Origin of the sequence: Arthrobacter sp. QXT-31 (assembly GCF_001969265.1) — a bacterium.
Classification (GTDB): Bacteria; Actinomycetota; Actinomycetes; order Actinomycetales; family Micrococcaceae; genus Arthrobacter.
In genome coordinates, this window is sequence record NZ_CP019304.1 from 2,196,946 (window position 1) to 2,216,080 (window position 19,135).

The following is a 19,135-nucleotide window of genomic DNA, read 5'->3' on the forward strand; positions in this document are numbered from 1 at the left end:
TGATTTCCTATATGAATTTCGATAATCATATAGGACATGTGATGCAGATCAAGTCCTGGCCTCAAAACCGGACGCGCCGCCGCGTTTCGGGCACGAAAAAGCCCCGGCCGCAAGGGCCGGGGCCTGTCGACGCCTCCATGACCGCCGCTACTTGATGATCCGCTTTCCCGGCGCACCAACCTCGGACAACGGGCCCAGGTCACCCTCGAAGGCCTGGGCGAACCTGTCGAAGGAGTTACGGATATGCCGGGTCATGGCCGCCTCGGCCCCCTCCGGATCGCACGCCTCGATGGCATCCGTCACGGCAGAGTGCTCCTTCACGGTGATGGCGCCGTCCACGTCCGCAGGATAGAGCCGGAAGGTATGAAGGTGGCAGTGGGTCTGGGCGAAGGCGTGCCTCACCACGGGGTTCCCCGAGGAGGCGAGGATGGTGTCGTGGAAACGGGTGTCGTGAGCGACGAGGTCCTGGCGCAGGTCCTTGGTGACCTTCATCGTCTCCCTGAACGCGGCAAGCTCCTTCTCCAGGAAGGGCGCCGGATTGGCCAGCCTGTCGACGGCGGCGGCCCTGGCCGCCCAGGGTTCAACGAGCAGCCGGAACTCAAACAGCGAGCGCAGCTCCGCGATATCCAGCAATGGCGTGGTGCTGTAGCCCCGGCCGGGGCTGTACACCACCAGGTTGTCGCCCTCCAGGCGCTGCAGCACCTCACGCACAGGCGTCTGGGAAACGCCCAGGCTGCGTGCAACGGCGTCGATGTTGATGCGCGCACCCGGGGCCATGTCACCCTCGAGAATGGCCGCACGCATCGACGCGTAGACGTCGCTGACAGCGGCCTTTCCGCGGGAAGTGTCGGATGTTTGACGTGGTGGCACGCGTTTACCTCTTGGTTCTGCTCTGGCTGGACTCGCTGGGGGAATCATAAGCCACCCGTTCCAGCCGTCCGGGAAACTTTTTTCGGCAGCCACTTGATCCCCGGAAGTGAATCTATATGATTAACCAGATTCCTATATGATTTTGGCGCCGATCTCTTCGGCGTCTTCCCCTCCCGCCGGTGCCTACAGCACCCGAAGCCATGTTCACGTCGAAGGAGACCGCATGACTACGCTCGGAAGCAAGACCGCCGCCACATCATCCGCCACGGCACCCCGCATAATGACGCGGAAGCGCTGGGTCATCATCTGGCTCGCCTTTGTGGGCCTCAGCATCAACTACCTCGACCGCTCCAGCCTCAGTGTCGCCCTGCCGTTCATGGGCAAGGACTTTGAACTCACCGCCACCCAGCAGGGGCTTATTTTCGCCGCCTTCTTCTGGGCCTACGACTTCTGCCAGCTCGCGGCCGGCTGGTATGTGGACAAGGTGGGTCCGCGCCGGTCATTCTCCCTGGCGGCGGTATGGTGGTCCGCTTTCACCATGGTGACCGCCGCTGCATCGAACTTTTGGTCGCTGTTCGCTGCCAGGTTCCTGCTGGGCGTCGGAGAGAGCCCGGCACCCAGCACCGCCGCCAAGGTGGTGGCAACGTGGTTTCCGGTCCGGGAACGCGCCTTCGCCACAAGCATCTGGGATTCCGGATCCCGGGTGGGCGCTGTGATTGCACTGCCGATCGTCACCCTGATCGTTGCCCTCACCTCCTGGCACGCGGTGTTCATTATCATCGGCCTCGCCGGCATCATCTGGGCCGCCGCGTGGTGGAAGTACTACCGCAGCCCCGAAGAGCATTCGGGTGCCAATGCCGCCGAAGTGAACTACATCCGCGAAGGCGGGGCGCGCGGCGAGGCCAGCGATGATGCAGGTGCCGCAAAGCTGCCGTGGCGGTCCCTCTTCAAGTACCGCACGGTGCTCAGCATGATGTTCGGCTTCTTCTGCCTGAACAGTGCCATTTACTTCTTCATCACGTTCTTCCCGAGCTACCTCGTGAAGGAGCGCGGCTTCGACCTGCTGAAGCTGGGCTTCTTTGGTGCGATCCCGGGCATCTGCGCGGTGCTGTTCGGCTGGCTCGGCGGATATCTTGCCGACCGCGCTGTCCGGTCCGGAGCGTCCGTAACCAAGGTCCGCAAGACCGCCATTGCCGGTGGCCTCGCCGGCGGCTCGGTCATCATGTTCGCCGCCCTCGTGCCCGAGGCCTGGATGGCCCTCGCCCTGCTGTCCGTGGCGTACTCCTGCCTGACCGTCGCCGCTACCGGCATCTGGTCGCTGCCGGCAGATGTGGCACCAAGCTCCCGGCACGTGGGCTCCATCGGCGGCCTGCAGAACTTCGCCTCCAACCTCGCCGGCATCTTCACCCCGATCCTGATCGGCGTGCTGGTGGACCAGACGGGCTCATTCATCGCCCCGCTGGCGGTCATCGGCGTGGTGTCGCTGATCGGCGCCGCGAACTACCTGTTCATCATGGGCAAGATCGAACCCCTGAAGGTCAAGGAAGCCTAGCAACAAGAGACACTGCAACGGGACCCACGCCGAAAGGTGTGGGTCCCGTTGCTGTTGTAGGCGAGGCTACAGCTCCACCGTTCCGCTCTCGCCGACGCTCATGCGGCTGTGGGTGACCTTCGACTTGACCCACTGCAGAACCGTCGCGGCGGTGCCGCCGGGGCTGGTCGAGTACTCAGCGGAGTCGGAGTCCACGTGGAGCAGGACCACTTCCGGAGTGTCGGGCCCGTCCGGGAACCAGGCCTCGACCGACTGGTTCCACAGTTCGCGGATCTTGGCGCGGTCCCGCACCACTTCAGCGGTACCGGCCACCGACACCCACTCGGTGCCCTTGCCGAAGGAGACGTTGACCCTGGCGTCGGCGGCAACGTGGGCCACCTGGGAGGTGCCCTCCCCCGTGAAGAACCACATGTCGCCGTCGTCCTTGACGTCCTGGACGGCCAGCGGCCGGCTGACCAGGGCGCCTTCCCCGTTGATGGTGGTGAACATTCCGATGTGGGAATCGTTGATGATGTCCGTGACCTTGCTGATGCTTTCCGTGCCCGTCATGCTGTCACCTCGCGGTCCTTGTCAGTACGTTCGGTTGATCCGGGTCATTGCCCTGCCACCACCCTATTAGTAAGTGTGCTTACTTTCCAGTCAGAGTCCCCGCGCCAGAACCTCGCCCCGGAAAAACCCGGGCCGGATCCGGGCCATGACCAGCATCGTGATTACGCCGAGCAGGATGACGCCCATGCCCAGGATGAACACCATGCCCACGCCGCCGACGGATGAACCGGAACCGTACTCCGGGTCCATGGAGTCGTAGGCCGTCTTGACGAACATCACCAGCAGGATGACGCCGCCAAGCAGCGGGGCCAGGAATTTGAAGAGGAACGCCCGAATACTTGTGAACGCCACGGCCCGGAAGAACCAGACGCACGCGAGCGCCGTGATCCCGTAGTAGAAGCAGATCATCATGCCCAGCACCGTGATGGTGTCCCACAGTGCATTCTCCGAGGTGGTCCGCGTGATGACGTAGAACGCCGCCGCAGCGACGCCCGCCGCAATCGTGGCCCAGCTCGGTGACTTGAACGTGGGGCTGACCCTGCCGAACATTCCGGGCAAGGCGCGGTAGTGGCCCATGGCCAGCAGCGTGCGGGCCGGGGAGACGAACGTTGACTGCAGCGACGCCGCCGAACTGCTCAGAATGGCCAGGGACATCAGGATGGCGAAGGGCCCCATGACCGGCCCGGACAGGACTGCGAAGATGCTGGACTGGTTGTCCGGGTTCCCGGCGCCGAGGCCGGTGCTACCCACGCCGGCAAAGGACAGCGTGGCCAGCGCGGCCGTCATGTAGATGGCCACGATGACGACGACGGTCACGGTCGCCGCCCGTCCGGGCGTCTTTTCCGGGTTGCGCGTCTCCTCGTTCATGGTGAGGGTTACGTCCCAGCCCCAGTAGATGAAGATCGAGAGCGACACCCCGGCCGCGAAGGCGGAGAAGGAATCCACGGCGAAGGGGTTGAACCAGTCCGGCGAGATGGCGGTGGCGTCGAAGGCTGTCCCGTTGGCCACATGCACGAACGCTGCAACGGCGAACCAGCCCAGCACCAGCACCTGGAAACCCACCAGGACGTACTGGACGCCCTTGGTGGTTTCCATGCCGCGGTAGGAGATCCAGCAGGCCGCCGCGATAAACACCAGGGTGGTGGCGATGTTCAGCGGCAGGTTCGCGCTCAGCCCAGCCACCTCGGGATTGCCGAGGAGCTGGGCCAGCATCAGGTAGAAGAAGTCGACGGCGACCGCCGCCAGGTTGGACAGCACGATGATGGTGGCGGCGATCAGCCCCCACCCTCCCATCCAGCCGATCCACGGGCCAAAGGCGCGCGTTGCCCACGTGAAGGAGGTTCCGGCGTCGGGCATTGCATTGTTCAGCTCCCGGTAGCCAAGCGCCACGAGCAGCATGGGAATAAATCCCACGAGGAAGACCGCCGGCAGGTGCACACCCACCTCGGACACGGTGGGACCGAGGGCAGCGGTGAGAGTGTACGCCGGAGCGATGCAGGACACCCCGATCACCACTGCGCCGATCAGCCCGACCGACCCGGCCTTAAGGCCCTTTTCACTCAGGCTTTTGTGTGTGTCCTGGCTGACGGGGGCTTGTGTACTCATGGGATTGCCTCTCCGGAGTCATTCATCGTCGAATGGGTGCGGGCGCGGGCTGTTAGCCGACGGCGGCCGTTGCGTCCGCCAGGTCAGGTGCCTCTGCGCCGGCTGCTTCGGCGATGCGGGCGGCGGTGGACTGGCCCATGCGGACGGCGCCGTCCACGTGCTGGTAGCCCTCGGCGGCGAGGTCGGAGGAGCACCAGTAGATCGGGCCGACAGGTGCGTGCTGGTCCTTGCCGTAGCGGTGCAGTCCGCCGAGGTCGTAGCTGGCAGCGTAGGCTCCGCGGGTCCATTCTTCGGATCCCCAGTCGGATTCGTAGTACACCTCAGGTTCCAGGGCCTTGTCCCCGAGGAAGCCGGCGATCGATTCCAGGATGGCCCGCTTGCGGTCTGCGGCATCCAGTTCGAAGACTGCGTCGGCCTTTTCATCGGAGACGAAGCCAACCAGTGTTCCGCGGCTGTCGCCGTGGTTGGTGTTGTCGTAGACCTCCTGGACCAGCGAGCCGGCGCCGAAACCGGTGCCGGAGAGCCCGTCCTCGCGCCAGAACGGCGTGCTGTAAACGGCGTGGACCTTGATGACCAGGCCGAGGGACTGGTGCTGGTGCATCTGGTGCTGGCGGCGCGGCAGCGGCGGGTTGAAGGAAACGCGGGAGTAGAGATTGGGCGGCACGGCCATGATCACGAAGCGTGCGTTTACGGTGGCCCGGTCGGAGACCGCGGTGACGCGGTGGCCGTTGCCGCCGTCGGCCTCCCAGTGGATGGTGCGCACCGGGCTGTTCAGGACGACGTCGGCCCCCAGTTCCGCTGCCTGCAGCAGGGAGACCTGCTGCATCCCGCCGATGACCCGCTTGTCCAGGATGAAGTCCTCGTCCGTCAGGTGCGTGAAGGAGCCGGCGGAGGCGGCCATCAGGACGGCCTGCAGGGCGGAGAAGGCGTGGGCCGGCTTGGTGAGCATGCCGCCGGCGATGAACAGCCCGATGTTGTTGCAGGCTTCCTCGTCCGGGGAGTTCTGGCGCAGCCAGTGGTGGAAGGAGATGGTGTCCAGCTCCCGCGCCTTGGGGTGCGCCCACGGTTCCGCGGCGCCAATCTCCGCCGCCAGTTCATCCAGCAGGGCGGTGAGCTTGTCCATCTCGCCGGCCGTGGTGGCACTGACCGGGAACATGTCCCCGGTATAGCGGACCGGTGCGCCGTCCGCGCCGATGTAGACGGACTCGCCTTCGCGGTAGCGGGAGTAGGTTTCCAGGCCGAGCTCGTCCAGCAGGGCCAGCAGTGCGGTCTGGTCCGGCGAGACCCACTGGCCGCCGATTTCGAGCATGGCACCGTCCACAGTGTCGGTCCACGTCCGGCCGCCCACGCGGTCACGGGCTTCGAGCACGGCCACGGTCAGGCCCGCCTTTTTAAGTTCGCGGGCAGCGGTGAGGCCGGAAGGGCCGGCACCTACGATCACTACGTCGCGGTCAAGATTCAGCATGATGTCCTTTCTCTGTGGCCGCGTAAGTGAGGCGAACCACTAAATGAATGCCATTCATTTATAAGAACTATAGAGGCTTAGGCAGGGAAGCGGAAGAGCCTGATGGAATAATGCGAAAGGACGTTCACCGGAGAAAGGGCAGCCATGCCGGCAACACCAGCCGTAGCAACAGCCGGTTCAGCAACGGCAGGCTCAGCAACAGATCGCCAGGGGAACCGGCGCCGCGCCGGACGCCCCGTAGGCGGCGTGCTGGACAAGGGCGGCATCACGGAAGCCGCCCTGCGGCTGATCGAGAAGAAGGGCTACGACGGCCTGACCATGGCCGCACTGGCCCGCTCGCTGAACGTGGCGCCGTCGGCCCTCTATAACCATGTGAAATCCAAAGGGGACGTGCTCCTGCTGGTGGAGGACCACCTTGCCTCGCTGGTGGATGTCTCGGCCTTCGGCGCCGGCCCGTGGGAGGACGCCGTCCGCAAGTGGGCCTGGAGCTACCGCGACGTGTTCTCCCGGCACACCCCGCTGATTCCGGTCATTGCCGTGCTGCCCGTGACCGACGCGCCGCAGACCCTGGCCATGTACGAAACGGTCAGCGCCGGCTTCCGGGACGCCGGTTTTCCCGAGGAGCGGATCGTCTCTTCGATCGTCGCGCTGGAGTCCTTCATCTTCGGATCTGCCTACGACGTCACCGCGCCGGCGGACATTTTCGACCCCGGCACCATGGCGGAGGCGACGCCCAGTTTCACGGGTGCTGTGCGAAGCCTGGCCGAGCAGGGGCACGAACGGCCGGCCGACGTCGCCTTCACCCTTGGGCTCGAGGCGCTGATCAGCGGGCTGGGCGGGCTGCGGAACCCTGGCAGCTAAGGGTCAACGGCCCATTCCTGACGCCGTCCCCGAGGACTAATATTCCTTACACGCAACGTTGCGAGCTCAAGGACGGCGCCATGACCGTAATCGACCCGGAATCGCTGTTCTTTGAGTACAAGCTCCGGTACCGCGGCACGCCGGGCCTGGAGCACGATCCCGCGGACTATCCCCTGCGCTGGGATGTTGCGGTGAGCTGCCCCATCCCCACCCCGGGCGGTGATGAGGAACGGCAGCTGGGCAGCGCCGTCGTCCAGGTTGTCCCCAAAGCCGGCATGATCAACCTCTTCCTCACCGCCGGCAAGGCCGACCAGGAGATGGCCAAGGCCGTAGAGATGCTCACCATGGACCGCCCCGACCTGATCAGGGAGTATCTTCAGGACGGCGGCGACCTGATGATCGTCTCCTCGCTGGAGATCTTCCCGGAATACCGCGGCGGCAAGACGGGCTACTCGGTGCTCAATGCCATCGTCGAAACCGTGGGCCGGTCGGTGAACCTGGTGGTGGTGCACGCCGCGCCGGCGGACGGGGAAGGATCCCCGCCGGCGGACTCGCCGGAGTACGAGGAGGCCAAAGCGGCGCTGCGGGCATACTGGCAGGACTTCGGGTTCGAGGAGGTTACGGGCGACTACCTCGTGTTCTTCCACAAGAAGATCCTGGCCTGACCCGCCTCCATCACGCCGACGGCAGCCCGCTGTCCAGCCGGGACGAGGTGAATCAGCGGTCCAGCCCGGCGGCCGGTACGGGGCTAAGGAGAGCCTTCGTATGCTTTGGTCAATTAGGGATCCGGAATCCTCGACTGACATTTCACCGGGCGCGGCGTTGTCCGCAGCCACCACTTCCTCTTCTCGGAATACGTCTCGACCCGAAACGTGCCGCCAGATCACAGGTGAAGTCGCCTGGGCTCGGTGGGATAGAGTTCGGCGACCTTTTTTAATCAGCGTCGCCTTTTTAATCAGCGTCGCCGCGTCTGATGTGGATAGCTCTCGCTCTCCGAACACCGCGTGCTCCCGAATGAATCGGATAACCATGCGGTCCGGCTTTACGGACTGGAAGCCGGCGAGGATTGGGAGGTAATTGAACGTGGCACCGGATCGCTGGCTTGAGCCTCGACCAGCCTCTCTTCATATTCTCCTTGTGTTCGTCCTGAACGCCGATAATTGACCTTATGTCAAGTCAACAAGTTGAAAAGCTGCTGAACTCTTGCTGACCCACCTCAATCGCTCGGGGTTTCATGGTGTTGCTCGTGATCGGTCCTTCTCCACCAGACCGTCCGGCCCGACAGGCCGACTCCAAATCCACCGCTATTCCGACAATCCTAGTAATAGGACCGGAATTATCTCTTTTGTTCGGCCTTCTCCACACCTAGGGAGGAGGATGGTCCAAAGGAACGGTGGTGAAACATGACGGATCGATCGGACATCGTGTGGAAACGGCGACGAGAGCAGTCACTCGCGCTGTTGCTGCTCTCCGGACTGCTCGCAGTCATAGGAGTAGTCGTAGCCAAATGGGAGGGGCCGAGTTGGGTTCTTTTGATTCTGGCCCTACTGGTCGCTGTGGGTGGAATCGGCGTAGCGAGCTGGAAAGAAATTCTTAAGCAGCGGGATGCACAGGAATGGGCTCTGGAAGCAGGCGTCTGGACAGTCAGTGCGGGGAAGACGCGAAAGAGACTGCCTACTGTCGGGGAGACCGAATTGCCGCGATTTGGTGTTCATCAGGCTTTGGAACAGATTCCTTACTTGTCCCGTGACGTCGAGAAGAGCATAGTTGAAATATTGCTCAGGGGTCGTCCGGTATTGATACTCGGTAATTCAATGTCGGGAAAGACCAGGACCGCCGCAGAAGTCTTGCGTCGGAACTATGCCGACCGATCGCTGATTATTCCTGATGTTCCAAATGGAATTCTTGACCTAATGAACGCAGGCGCCCTACCACGGAACTCGGTCATCTGGCTAGATGATCTAGACCGTTACATCGGGGATCCTAAAAACTTGCGAGCCAAGTCGCTGGAGATTTTTAGCTCCAATGGGAACGTGATTGTGGCGACCATGAGAGAGAAAACGTACGAGGGTTTCCGACCTACAGGTAACCTTCCCAGTACGCAGTGGGAGCTGCTGACTGAGTTCGACAGGGTTCGCATTGTCGATAACCTGGTCGAAAGGCAGCGCCTTGCGGATGAGAGCGGAAACTCCAAGATAAGCGCAGGAATATCAGCATACGGTCTAGGGGCGTACATTGGTGGCGGTCCACTTGCAGTGGACTCAATGGATTCTGCAGAAAACCTTCATCCCCGGGCATATGCACTGCTCCGCGCTGCAATCGATTGGCGTAGAAGCGGGATAGGTGAGTCCATCCCGAGCGATATTGCTCAAGCTTTGATGCCGGCCTACCTCACAACCAGGGCATTGAATGATGAGCGCGAGGAGCTACAGGAGTCGATGAAATGGGTGACCAGCTGGGAAACCGGACGTGATGCCTTCAGGCTCCTCAGTCCCGTGGATGGAGGGTTGCGTCCGTTCGATTACCTCCTCGACCACGTCGCCTTCCGAGGGTTTGATGTCCCCGATGATACTTGGAACGCTATTGCTTCTGCGGATGCTCCAGTAGGCAACCTCAATACCGCGGGTATCGCAGCCCACAAAGTTGGTCAGTCTGAGGTTGCGGAAAAACTCTTTCGAAGGGGGGCAGCTCTCGGCGATGCGTGGGCCAAAAGCAACCTGGGAAGAGTCCTGGATCTTAGGGGCGAGTTGGAAGAAGCTGAAGCACTATATCGAGAAGCGGCGGCGCTCGGACATCCATCAGGCATTAACAACCTCGGTTGGATTCTGGATCGGCAGGGGAAGACCGGCGAAGCCGAACGTTTGTACCGTAAGGCCATCGCACTCGATAGTGCGGCCGCGATGAACAACTTGGGGAGGATTCTGCAGTCCCGGGGTGACGAAGCGGAAGCAGAACGGCTGTTCCGCAAGGCAGCCGACGCCGGCGAGCCCTTCGCCATGAACAACTTGGGGAGAATTCTGCAGTCCCGGGGTGACGAAGCGGAAGCAGAACGGCTGTTCCGCAAGGCTGAGGGCGCCGGCGACCCAGCCGGAGCGAACAATCTGGGTTTGACGCTACTGAACCGGGGCGACGAAGCGGAGGCGGAGCGGCTGTTCCGCAAGGCTGAGGACGCCGGCGACCCAGCCGGAGCGAACAATCTGGGCAGACTTCTGCAGTCTCGAGGTGACGAGGCGGAGGCGGAGCGGCTGTTCCGCAAGGCAATCGACGGCGGAGATCCCTTCGCCATGAACAACTTGGGGAGGATTCTGCAGTCCCGGGGTGACGAAGCGGAAGCAGAACGGCTGTTCCGCAAGGCTGAGGGCGCCGGCGACCCAGCCGGAGCGAACAATCTGGGTTTGATGCTACTGAACCGGGGCGACGAAGCGGAGGCGGAGCGGCTGTTCCGCAAGGCTGAGGGCGCCGGCGACCCAGCCGGAGCGAACAATCTGGGCAGACTTCTGCAGTCTCGAGGTGACGAGGCGGAGGCGGAGCGGCTGTTCCGCAAGGCAATCGACGGCGGAGATCCCTTCGCCATGAACAACTTGGGGAGGATTCTGCTGAACCGGGGTGACGAGGCGGAGGCGGAGCGGCTGTTCCATAAGGCTGAGGACGGCGGCGACCCGGCCGGAGCGAATAATCTGGGTTTGATTCTGCAGTCTCGGGGTGATGAAGCGGGGGCGGAGCGGCTGTTCCGTAAGGCTGAGGACGGCGGCGACCCGGCCGGAGCGAATAATCTGGGTTTGATTCTGCAGTCTCGGGGTGACGAAGCGGAGGCGGAGCGGCTGTTCCGTAAGGCTGAGGACGGCGGCGACCCGGCCGGAGCGAATAATCTGGGTTTGATTCTGCAGTCTCGGGGTGACGAGGCGGAGGCGGAGCGGCTGTTCCGTAAAGCAGCCAACGCCGCCGATCCGGCCGCTCTAATGAACCTGGGTCGACTCCTCGAGCGGCGTGGTAACAAGGCAGAAGCCCGGATGTTCTTTGGGAAAGCCCAGGCGCAAAGTCACCAACGGTTTTATTAGTCCTAGATGCCCATGATGATCAGGCCCTTGGAGGCGTAGCGGCTCATTGGTCCCGGCCGCCCGGCCAGCGCCCAGTGGGTCTACGGAACTGGGGGCGGGGCTGCCAGGGCTGCATAAAGTTACTCATGCAACTATCCCTGCTCACTTTACATGATCGCAATTATCGGCGTCCGACTCGCACACTCGTTAGACGCAAAAATTTCGTAGCTAATAGCAGGCAATTTTGTCGTTCGTAGGCAGTTCGAAAGCTTGCTGCCTTGCCAGCCATGCGACACTCTTGGCATAGATGCTTCTCATGGCCACTGAAGGCGTCAAGCTAACTCAGTGGAGCGAACACAACAGCGAACCCGTCGCCGAGGCCGGCAGTGATTGAATATGACGTATTGGTTTCCGATGGGTCAGATGGCCTCGTAAGCAGGGACGGAAGATGACGAATGACTGAAATGTCTCAGGATGGGAAAAGCGGGCCCAGGCCGTGCCTGCTGTGCGGAAGTCCTAATGAGCCGAGCGTCGAACACATCATTCCTCAGGCGCTCTGGAAGCGCTTTGGCCTCGACCCGGATCACGATGAACTCGCGCGTTTCCGGACCGATCTCTGCATCACACACAACCAAGCCACCAGCGTTCTCCATCAACGAACCGAGATGATGGACCTCATCGAGACAGGCTCTCCCGTCACGAAAAAGACCCTGCAGCATCTCGGTGACTGGATCGTTTGGATCACGCTGTTGCTTAGCCTTGCGCGCGGCAGAGGCGTTCTAGGTGTAGAGGCCAGTCGACAACTGCTCCTTCGCCGCTTCGACAAGCTCCATGCCGGTACACCGAAAGGTGTCCGCGTGTACGCTGCGCTTGTCGACGACTCGGTCGAGCCTACGGAATCAGAAACCACTCCCTTCGTTCTTGCTCTGAAGGGCGATTCTAGGGTCCTGCTCGATGAGAAGGGCGCGCCCATCGGGTTCAGTGTCCGTGAGGGGCCGATCAACGCTTCAGAATCAATTAGGCTCGGCCGCGTAGTGTTGCTCGTCGTCGGCTCCACCTACAGCTCTGGAGATGACCATGAGCAGCGTATAGACCAAGCCGTTGCTCGAGTCGGACTGCAGCGAATCTTTCCGCCTGAGAAAGCCCTCCCGAAAATGGAACCCACTCCGATCGACATGACCGACGTCAGCCAGCTGTTTACCGTGATACCAGATGGAGCGGACAACTCATTGATGCCTGAGGCGCTGCGTGCATTTGCTACGTGGGACGACCCAGGGGGCATCGTCCATTGATTCGGCACGTCAACGTGGGTTGACACAATTCTGGGCTTTCGGTCTGAGTTGACACTAGACGAGGGAATCGAATTTCAGGTTTGCGACTTTGAGCAGGCCGACAACCCCTCAGATGGCGGCCGGTTGCTGGGTCGATGCTGGAGGACTAGCCAGGGTCTCCCATATGGTGCGCCGCCCGCAGGGAAGTGACTCCCGGGCCACACTCGCTGAAGAGGGGTTGTCCTACCGCCTAGCCGCATAGGCAACGTTGATGCGGCATGCTTCCGGTCGTTCGCCCGGACCAACGTGGCCGCATGTTCTTGAGTCCGTGAGATTCCGGGCCCTTCGCATTTAGGCATGGTTTGTCTGTTTGGTTCGGTAGGGGCGGTGGCCGCCGGCAGCGAGTAGGCATCTGAGCCTGTAGTTGGTGAAGTTGCGGAAGCCGCGGGCGATTCTGCGGGTGGTTTCGATGACGCCATTGATCGCTTTGGTGGGGCCGTTCGAGGCGCGGAAGGTGTCGAAGTAGGCCAGGATCGCTGTCTTCCATTGCTTGAGGGTGCGGCCGAGCCGGGCGATCTCGGGGATCGGCAGGCCGAGAATGAACAGATGACTTCGTTGACGAGTTCCCTGCCCCGGGCCGGGCTCGCATGGTAGAGGTGGCGGAGCTTCTGGTAGCACTGCCAGGCCAGGGTGACCTCGTGGTCCGGGTCCCCGAGAGCGAGCTTGGCGTCGAGCCGGGCGGATTTGTTTGTCGGTGAGGTGTTCGGCGCCGATCTGCAGGGTCCGGCGGATGCCGCAAGAGCGGATCGCCCTTGCGGCCGCGGTGCCCGAGAGTATCCTGCTGGACCCGGCGGCGGACCTCATCGACCATGGCTGACCCGAGTTTCACGACGTGGAACGCATCTAGAACGGTGATGGCTTCGGGCAGTTCATCGCGGATCGCGTTGGCGTAGCCGCGGAAGGGATCCAGCGCCGCGGTCTTGATGCCGGCGGTGAATTCCTCGCCGCGGTCTTGATGCCGGCGGTGAATTCCTCGCCGCGGTCTTTGAGCCAGTCGGCGTAGGCCTTCCCGGACCGGCCCGGAACAAGGTCCAGCAACCTCGCATGCACCACACCGTGGGCGTCGCGGGTGTGATCGACGATCCCGGTGACCATGCCAGAGCCGGGCGGGCTGGTATGGGACCAGACATGCTCATCGACGCCAAGCGCGTCCACTCCTGTCAGCCTCCCGGCCGTGGCGATCCGCCGGGCGGCCTCGCCTTGATGGCGTCCCAGGCCGTGTGCCAGGAGACGCCGAGCTGGTGGGCCAGGGCGGAGACCGAGGTGTCGAATCGCTGCAGCCCGTCGGTCGCCCACGTCACGGCCCTGGCAGTGAGTTTCGCCCGGGGCCCGGCCGACTCGTGCTCTTCGGTGAACGTGGTTCTCGGGCAGCCGGGGTCCGGGCAGCGCCAGACACGCTTGGCCCACAGCAGCCGCACCGGACGGCCGAAACACGGGGTGTCATGAAGCCGAACCGGCCGGCGGCCGTGCCCGATCGCGACGACGCCGCAGTCGGGACAGCCGCTGACAGTTTCGGCTGTCTCTACGTGCAGAACCAGGCCGGTCCCGGCCGCGGTGACGGAGCAGACGTGGATACCTTCGACACCAAGAAGCGCGTCGGCCCGCTCGCACCAGCGACCGCCCGGGCAGGAAGTAGCATTGGGCATATCAGGGTCTCTTTTTATTTGGAAGCTTGGTCGCTACCAATTCAAAGAGGCCCTGACCTCTCTCCTCCTGCACCACGCCGCAGCGGCATCAGAACACACTCCCGACCTTGGCGTCAGTCGGCCCTAGCCACGCTCATCTGCGAAGGGCCAGATTCCGGGGTGCGGGCCGCTGTATCGTTACCGCTTGGGCCCCGCCTGTATCGCGGATTATGGTCACATGCTCATCACTTGACCCTTACCACTTGCGCAACGGCGCCAGACGGTCCTCGGCTTCCTCAACGGACGATTCAACGATGTACCCATGGTGGCGTAGCACGGACGCGGCTTCCTCAGGGGCGTCCCGGACGGCCGATCTAAGCTGGATGCGACGCCACTTCTCCCGTCCCGCTTCAACCACAGCTCGCCAGTTGTCCTTGGAATCAATCCCGCACTCTTCGATGAGAAATTGGATGACATCCTCCAAGCATGGGCGGAATCTTTCGCCACCCAGCGGAAAGTGGAGCGAACTGAAATCGTGCGGACGGCTGACAGTCCTCCCAGGAAGCGCATAAGCATGGCCAAGCAAATGACTCATCGCACCACGCTCGGCATGTATCTGCCAATGGGAGATGGGTGCTCCCCTCATCGCTGCGTCGTACTCGAGTCGGATTAGCGGTGTCCTATCGATTTTTGACCAGACAGTAACTTTTGATCCTGTGGTCTTCAGGTACTTCCCGGCTCGATCCAACTCCTGGTCCATCGAGCATCCGAGATATGCCACCGTCTTGCCAGCTACTGTGAGGGGCATCTTCGCTTCCTCAAGCCTGACGACGAACTTGTTTCCAGAGGGCGCCTTGTATGACGCAACTAGACGGTCCCCAGGAAGGGAACCGTCTAGCGTTTCTTGGATTTCTGAGGCGAACAGTGCCGAACGCTGCTCAAGCGTTAAATCAGTCAACTGACCATGGTGCGCGTTCGTCCAACAGGAAGTAAATTTCCTCCAGCCGATCCTTAGCTTCCCACTCGGCCCCACTCAGGGTATTCGTCCGAACAGTGTCAACGGCAGCCTAGAAATGACCGGTGGCGGCATGTTGGTTTGCCCGTTGGCGGCAGGTGATTGACCGGTGGCGGCAAGTATTTTTGGACAGCGTCAGGTGCCCCGGGCGTGCCGGGTTGGTGGGGGCGCCTGACCGGTTTTGGGTTAGTTCATGGGGCGGGTTCCTTTCCCGTTTTGGGCTTGCATGAGCCGGACGGACTCGCCGCTGGTTTGGCAGAGGTGGGCGTGGTGCATGAGCCGGTCCACGGTTGCGGTGGCGATGGTTTTGGGCATGAGCTCGTCGAATCCGGAGGGGTGGATGTTCGAGCTGATCGCCAGGGAGCGTTTCTCGTAGGAGGCCTCGACGACGCGGTAGAAGCCCTCGGCGGCGTCGGCAGAAACCGGCAAGAGGCCTATGTCGTCAATGCAGATCAGGTCGACGTTGGTGGCCCGGGTGATGGCTTTGTTGACGCTGTCATCGATGCGGTGCCGGCGGACAAGGGCGCCGAGGTCTTCCATGCTGAGCCAGGACACGGACATGCCTTGGTCGATGGCTTGCTGGCCGAGCGCTTCCAGGAGCAGGGTCTTGCCGGTGCCGGAGGGCCCGCAGGCAATCAGGTTTTCACGCCGCCGGACCCATTCCAGGGTCCGCAGAAACGATGTTGTTGCCGGCGGGAGGGTGGAGAGGGCTTCGTCCCAGACGTCGAAGGTCTTCCCGGTGGGGAAGCCGGCGCGTTTGCGGCGGGTGGCGAGCATCGAGGCGTTCCGGCCGGTGGCTTCGGCTTCGAGCAGGACGCGCACGACTTCGGTGGGGTCCCAGCGTTGGGCTTTCGCGGTGGCCAGGACGTCGGCGACGACAGCGCGGGCGTGCGGCATCCGGGTGGTGCGCATCAGCGCGATCACGTTCTCTACGGACGTGTCGGCCAGGGGCGGGGTCATGGTGTTAGTGCTCATCGATGGCTCCTTCAAGGTCTTCGTCACTGGTGGCGGCGATGGGTGTGGTGCCGAAGCTGGCCCATGCGCTGGTGCCCTGGCTCAACCACCGGTCCTGGTCTGTGACGGTGTGGGTGGTGCTGGTTGTGTGGCCTGCCGCGCTGCCGGTGTTGACGATGGAGAGCAGGTCCTCGTGGGTGAAGCGCTGATGCACTGCTGCCGCGCCGAGGCCTTTGTCGACCTCGTCGGCGCCGAGGACCTTGGCCAGGGTGACGGCGCGTTCCATTTTGTGCCTGATCTTCTGGGTTCCGGCGGCGGCGGCTTCCTTGAGCCAAAGCGCGGCGCCGGCGCCGAGGGCCAGGAATTCTTCCTCGGCAGTGTTCGTCGGGCGGATCACCCGCTCCAGGGCGCCGGCGGGGGCGGGCGGGAAGTGGTCGTCGATAATCGCGGGGGTTCCGGGACGGGTGAGCTTGTGGCGTGCGACCTCGACCGGTCCGGTCGCATCTACGTGGACGATGATCACTTCGGTGTCGGTGCCGCGCACCCACACCATCTGCCCCATCAGGGTGTGCGGGACCGAATACCGGGACTGGGCGAAGGTGATCATGGGCGTGTTCGGCGGAACCTGACGGGTCTGGCCGAAACTCGCGGTCACCGGGGTCGCCGGGACCGGATGCAACCTGGGGCCTTCGATCACCTGCAGCATGTCCTTCGGGATCTCCAACGTGGCCCGGTGCACCCGCGAGTTCACCTCCTCCATGAATGCCTCACATGCAGCCTCCAGCTCGCCGAACGACCGGTATTCGGGCAGCAGGTTGGTGTCTTTGGGGACGAGATCGGCCTTGGCGATCTTGACCGCATTCTCCACCCCGCCCTTGGAGGCAGGGTCTGCCGGCAGGCAGGTCTGCAACGACGTCGAGTAATGCCTGGTGAACGCCACGATCTGGTGGTTGCGGACAGGGATCCCGGCGACGTGCTCGACCGTGACGGTCTTCTCGTTATCGGTCAAAATGTAGGTCGGAACCCCGCCGATCAGGCGGAAGGTCCGGTCGAGGGCGGCGAACACACTCGGCATGGTCTTATCCCGCAACGCGATCACGACCCGGAACCGTGAGAAGGCCAGCCAGGCCACGAACAAAACCGTCTTCACACCACCAACGACGGGCCCGTCGCCGTAGTCATACTCGAGCCAGAGACCCGGCTCCGGCGTCCACGGCCGGTGCACCCGCACGCTCCGGGCCCGGTATTTCGCCTTCAACTCAGCAAGAGTGGTCCTGGTCGTCCGCTCACACCCGGTGAACCCCAAAGCCCGGAGCTTCTCATGCACGACATCCCCGCGGATCTTTCCGCGGGACTGCTCAACCCAAGAGATCATCTGAGGCAGGAACGGGTCGGTCATCCGGCCGCGTTGCCGGGCCACCGGCGCCTGCGCGCCTTCCTGACGGGCTTTCACGTAAGAGCGCACCGTGTTGTGTGAGACGCCGCAGATTTTCGCGGCATCCCGGTATGACCGGGTCAGATCGTAAGCAGCTAATATTTCCATGAACTCTCCTGGAGACTTCACAACGAGCCCCCTCCTTCCCGCAACGGGTGAAATACACGATTGGCATCGCCATTTCACCGCGGAAGGAAGGGGCTCTCCCCGTAACGACACGAGGGATGGACAAGAGGAATCCCAGCACGCCCAGCCACCCACGGGTGGCCCGCTACTGTCCAAAAATGCTTGCCGCCACTGGTCAAAACCACTGCCGCGAACGGTCAATCAAATTTGCCGTCTCCGGTCAGTTTAAAGTTGCCGCTTACAGAACAGTCTTCGTGAATTCGTCAATGGAGACCCCCAGGTCCCGCAGAACGTGCCGGCGTTGCGCCTTCAAGTCATGTCGCGTAAGGGCAATTGTGGGTGCCATGCGTCCTCCTCCTTATGTCTTCTGATAGTAGACCGGAAGGCTGTGACATTTAAGCGAGACCCGCTCTAGGAACTGACTTTGGGTTGCAGCGCCCGATGCCGGTTCGCATTTGACCAAGGGATTCAGATTGGTGGACCGCACAATTCCCAGCCGAGGTAAGGGAAGATGCAGCGCTGGAGGCGCTACGCGCAAACGCTAAGGCCGTAGAACTGCTCACGGGCAGGCCCTGGTACCTCGTCAAAATCCTCCCGCACGGCCGGCCGCAACCTGGATTCAGGTCATATGCTCAATCGCGTGGTCAGCGTCTTCATCATCCGCCCACCCAACCAGTGCCGGACTGGTCCAAGTTGGCTCGTGGCGATGCCGTCGCGGCCCTCCACAAGGACGGCAGGATAGTCACCGGCCGCATTGAAATGATGGCCATCGATCGCAGTGTTTTCTGGGTCATTTAGGAGGGCGGCCTCGGAAGGACGATGGTCTACGGCGCCGACAAGCCTCTGGTGCACGTATGGAGACCATGAGGAGAGGCAGGACCAAAGGATGACCGACAATGCAGCGCCCACACCTCTCACCCTCGCCTCCGTAGGAAACCCAGTCATGAGCCAGACCAGCAACACCGACTTGCCAGCCCAATCTGTAAGCGGGCAGGACCTGCCCATCGGCACGCCCTCCAAAGTGAAGCCGGCCTTGATGCACCAACCAGGCCGCTGCTCTTCGCCAAATGGCCAAACACACTCATCGGCCACGGCGGCGAGATCCTCGTTCCCCAAGGCGTCCGAACCGCCTATGAAGCAGAACTAGCCGTCGTCATCGGCCGCCGTGCACGCAACGTCACTAGTGAGGACGCACTGGACTACGTGGCAGGCTACCTGTGCGCGAACGACGTCTCCGCCCGCGACCTCCAATTCGACGACGGGCAGTCGGTCCGCGGCAAGAGCCTGGACACGTTCTGTCCCATCGGACCCACACTGGTACCCCGCGAGCAGGTGTCAGACCCCCAGAACCTAGGAATCAAGCTGTGGCTGAACGGGACGCTGATGCAATCCTCATCAACGGCCCAGACGATCTTCAGTGTTGCTGACATCATCAGCTACGTCTCCCAAACCGCCACCCTGTAGCCCGGGACCTGATTCTTACCGGCACCCCGGCCGGCGTGGGCGTCTTCCGCAACCCGCCAGTCGGACTCAAAGACGGCGACGAAGTCACCGTCGAAATCGAGGGGATCGGTAAGCTCACCAACCGCGTCCGAATCACGCCAGCCCTGGACCAGAACCTGTCAAACTAGGGCACACCCCAACCTGACGCCCAAGATTGAGAAGCGGCAGCTCGATGGGTTGGTTTTGGACCGGGTGTTTACGGACAGG

15 protein-coding genes and 2 pseudogenes are annotated in these 19,135 nt (G+C 62.6%); 7 read left to right on the forward strand and 10 right to left on the reverse strand.

Annotated elements, in window-relative coordinates; all coding sequences use genetic code 11:
• Window positions 1–147: 147 nt before the first annotated feature.
• Window positions 148–870 (reverse strand): GntR family transcriptional regulator, encoded by a 723-nt coding sequence (locus tag BWQ92_RS09965; RefSeq protein WP_076799374.1) that lies wholly within the window; start codon window positions 868–870, stop codon window positions 148–150.
• 223 nt (window positions 871–1,093) lie between these two features.
• On the opposite strand from BWQ92_RS09965, the gene BWQ92_RS09970 reads away from it, so the two are divergent.
• Window positions 1,094–2,422, forward strand: coding sequence for an MFS transporter (locus BWQ92_RS09970; protein WP_076799375.1), 1,329 nt, complete (start codon window positions 1,094–1,096; stop codon window positions 2,420–2,422).
• Window positions 2,423–2,488: 66 nt separating this feature from the next.
• Here BWQ92_RS09970 and BWQ92_RS09975 read toward each other — a convergent pair whose 3' ends face one another.
• The 3 genes and pseudogenes from BWQ92_RS09975 to BWQ92_RS09985 form a co-directional block, all read right to left on the reverse strand.
• Window positions 2,489–2,971, reverse strand: a complete 483-nt coding sequence (locus tag BWQ92_RS09975) for a pyridoxamine 5'-phosphate oxidase family protein (RefSeq protein WP_076799376.1) — start codon at window positions 2,969–2,971, stop codon at window positions 2,489–2,491.
• A gap of 90 nt (window positions 2,972–3,061) precedes the next feature.
• Entirely contained in the window at window positions 3,062–4,576 is a 1,515-nt protein-coding gene (locus BWQ92_RS09980; RefSeq protein ID WP_076799377.1) for an APC family permease, read from the reverse strand.
• 52 nt (window positions 4,577–4,628) lie between these two features.
• Window positions 4,629–6,053, reverse strand: a pseudogene (locus tag BWQ92_RS09985) (flavin monoamine oxidase family protein); the annotation flags it as partial.
• 132 nt (window positions 6,054–6,185) lie between these two features.
• On the opposite strand from BWQ92_RS09985, the gene BWQ92_RS09990 reads away from it, so the two are divergent.
• The 4 genes from BWQ92_RS09990 (at window position 6,186) to BWQ92_RS10005 (ending at window position 12,231) form a co-directional block, all read left to right on the forward strand.
• Entirely contained in the window at window positions 6,186–6,902 is a 717-nt protein-coding gene (locus BWQ92_RS09990) for a TetR/AcrR family transcriptional regulator (RefSeq protein ID WP_076799379.1), read from the forward strand.
• Between the two features lie 80 nt (window positions 6,903–6,982).
• Complete coding sequence (locus BWQ92_RS23505) at window positions 6,983–7,567, forward strand: hypothetical protein (protein WP_076799380.1); 585 nt, start codon at window positions 6,983–6,985, stop codon at window positions 7,565–7,567.
• A 738-nt stretch (window positions 7,568–8,305) separates the two neighbouring features.
• Window positions 8,306–10,960, forward strand: coding sequence for a tetratricopeptide repeat protein (locus tag BWQ92_RS10000; RefSeq protein ID WP_083706267.1), 2,655 nt, complete (start codon window positions 8,306–8,308; stop codon window positions 10,958–10,960).
• Window positions 10,961–11,394: 434 nt separating this feature from the next.
• Window positions 11,395–12,231, forward strand: coding sequence for a hypothetical protein (locus tag BWQ92_RS10005; protein ID WP_216639981.1), 837 nt, complete (start codon window positions 11,395–11,397; stop codon window positions 12,229–12,231).
• 330 nt (window positions 12,232–12,561) lie between these two features.
• Here the strand turns inward: BWQ92_RS10005 and BWQ92_RS24285 are convergent, their stop codons facing one another.
• The 6 genes and pseudogenes from BWQ92_RS24285 to istA form a co-directional block, all read right to left on the reverse strand.
• Entirely contained in the window at window positions 12,562–12,888 is a 327-nt protein-coding gene (locus BWQ92_RS24285; RefSeq protein WP_236783167.1) for a transposase, read from the reverse strand.
• 202 nt (window positions 12,889–13,090) lie between these two features.
• Window positions 13,091–13,396 (reverse strand): annotated as a pseudogene (locus BWQ92_RS24575) (transposase); the annotation flags it as partial.
• A 34-nt stretch (window positions 13,397–13,430) separates the two neighbouring features.
• Entirely contained in the window at window positions 13,431–13,916 is a 486-nt protein-coding gene (locus BWQ92_RS24295) for a transposase family protein (protein WP_236783168.1), read from the reverse strand.
• 235 nt (window positions 13,917–14,151) lie between these two features.
• Entirely contained in the window at window positions 14,152–14,853 is a 702-nt protein-coding gene (locus BWQ92_RS10015; protein WP_157365131.1) for a hypothetical protein, read from the reverse strand.
• A gap of 243 nt (window positions 14,854–15,096) precedes the next feature.
• Window positions 15,097–15,885, reverse strand: a complete 789-nt coding sequence (locus BWQ92_RS10020; protein ID WP_076797998.1) for an ATP-binding protein — start codon at window positions 15,883–15,885, stop codon at window positions 15,097–15,099.
• Complete coding sequence (istA, locus tag BWQ92_RS10025; RefSeq protein WP_076797999.1) at window positions 15,875–17,428, reverse strand: IS21 family transposase; 1,554 nt, start codon at window positions 17,426–17,428, stop codon at window positions 15,875–15,877. The genes BWQ92_RS10020 and istA overlap by 11 nt, the downstream gene beginning before the upstream one ends.
• A 975-nt stretch (window positions 17,429–18,403) precedes the next feature.
• Here istA and BWQ92_RS23180 point away from each other — a divergent pair.
• Entirely contained in the window at window positions 18,404–18,889 is a 486-nt protein-coding gene (locus BWQ92_RS23180) for a fumarylacetoacetate hydrolase family protein (protein WP_083706268.1), read from the forward strand.
• Between the two features lie 11 nt (window positions 18,890–18,900).
• Window positions 18,901–19,056 (forward strand): fumarylacetoacetate hydrolase family protein, encoded by a 156-nt coding sequence (locus BWQ92_RS24440; RefSeq protein ID WP_257787670.1) that lies wholly within the window; start codon window positions 18,901–18,903, stop codon window positions 19,054–19,056.
• Window positions 19,057–19,135 lie beyond the last annotated feature (79 nt).

Bases quoted from the DNA above. Each gene is read 5' to 3' on its own strand.
- BWQ92_RS23505 (WP_076799380.1), top strand. From the start codon at position 6,983: ATGACCGTAATCGACCCGGAATCGCTGTTCTTTGAGTACAAGCTCCGG.
- BWQ92_RS10005 (WP_216639981.1), top strand. From the start codon at position 11,395: ATGACTGAAATGTCTCAGGATGGGAAAAGCGGGCCCAGGCCGTGCCTG.
- BWQ92_RS09975 (WP_076799376.1), bottom strand. From the start codon at position 2,971: ATGACGGGCACGGAAAGCATCAGCAAGGTCACGGACATCATCAACGAT.
- BWQ92_RS09980 (WP_076799377.1), bottom strand. From the start codon at position 4,576: ATGAGTACACAAGCCCCCGTCAGCCAGGACACACACAAAAGCCTGAGT.
- BWQ92_RS24295 (WP_236783168.1), bottom strand. From the start codon at position 13,916: ATGCCCAATGCTACTTCCTGCCCGGGCGGTCGCTGGTGCGAGCGGGCC.
- BWQ92_RS09970 (WP_076799375.1), top strand. From the start codon at position 1,094: ATGACTACGCTCGGAAGCAAGACCGCCGCCACATCATCCGCCACGGCA.
- BWQ92_RS09990 (WP_076799379.1), top strand. From the start codon at position 6,186: ATGCCGGCAACACCAGCCGTAGCAACAGCCGGTTCAGCAACGGCAGGC.
- BWQ92_RS10020 (WP_076797998.1), bottom strand. From the start codon at position 15,885: ATGAGCACTAACACCATGACCCCGCCCCTGGCCGACACGTCCGTAGAG.
- BWQ92_RS10000 (WP_083706267.1), top strand. From the start codon at position 8,306: ATGACGGATCGATCGGACATCGTGTGGAAACGGCGACGAGAGCAGTCA.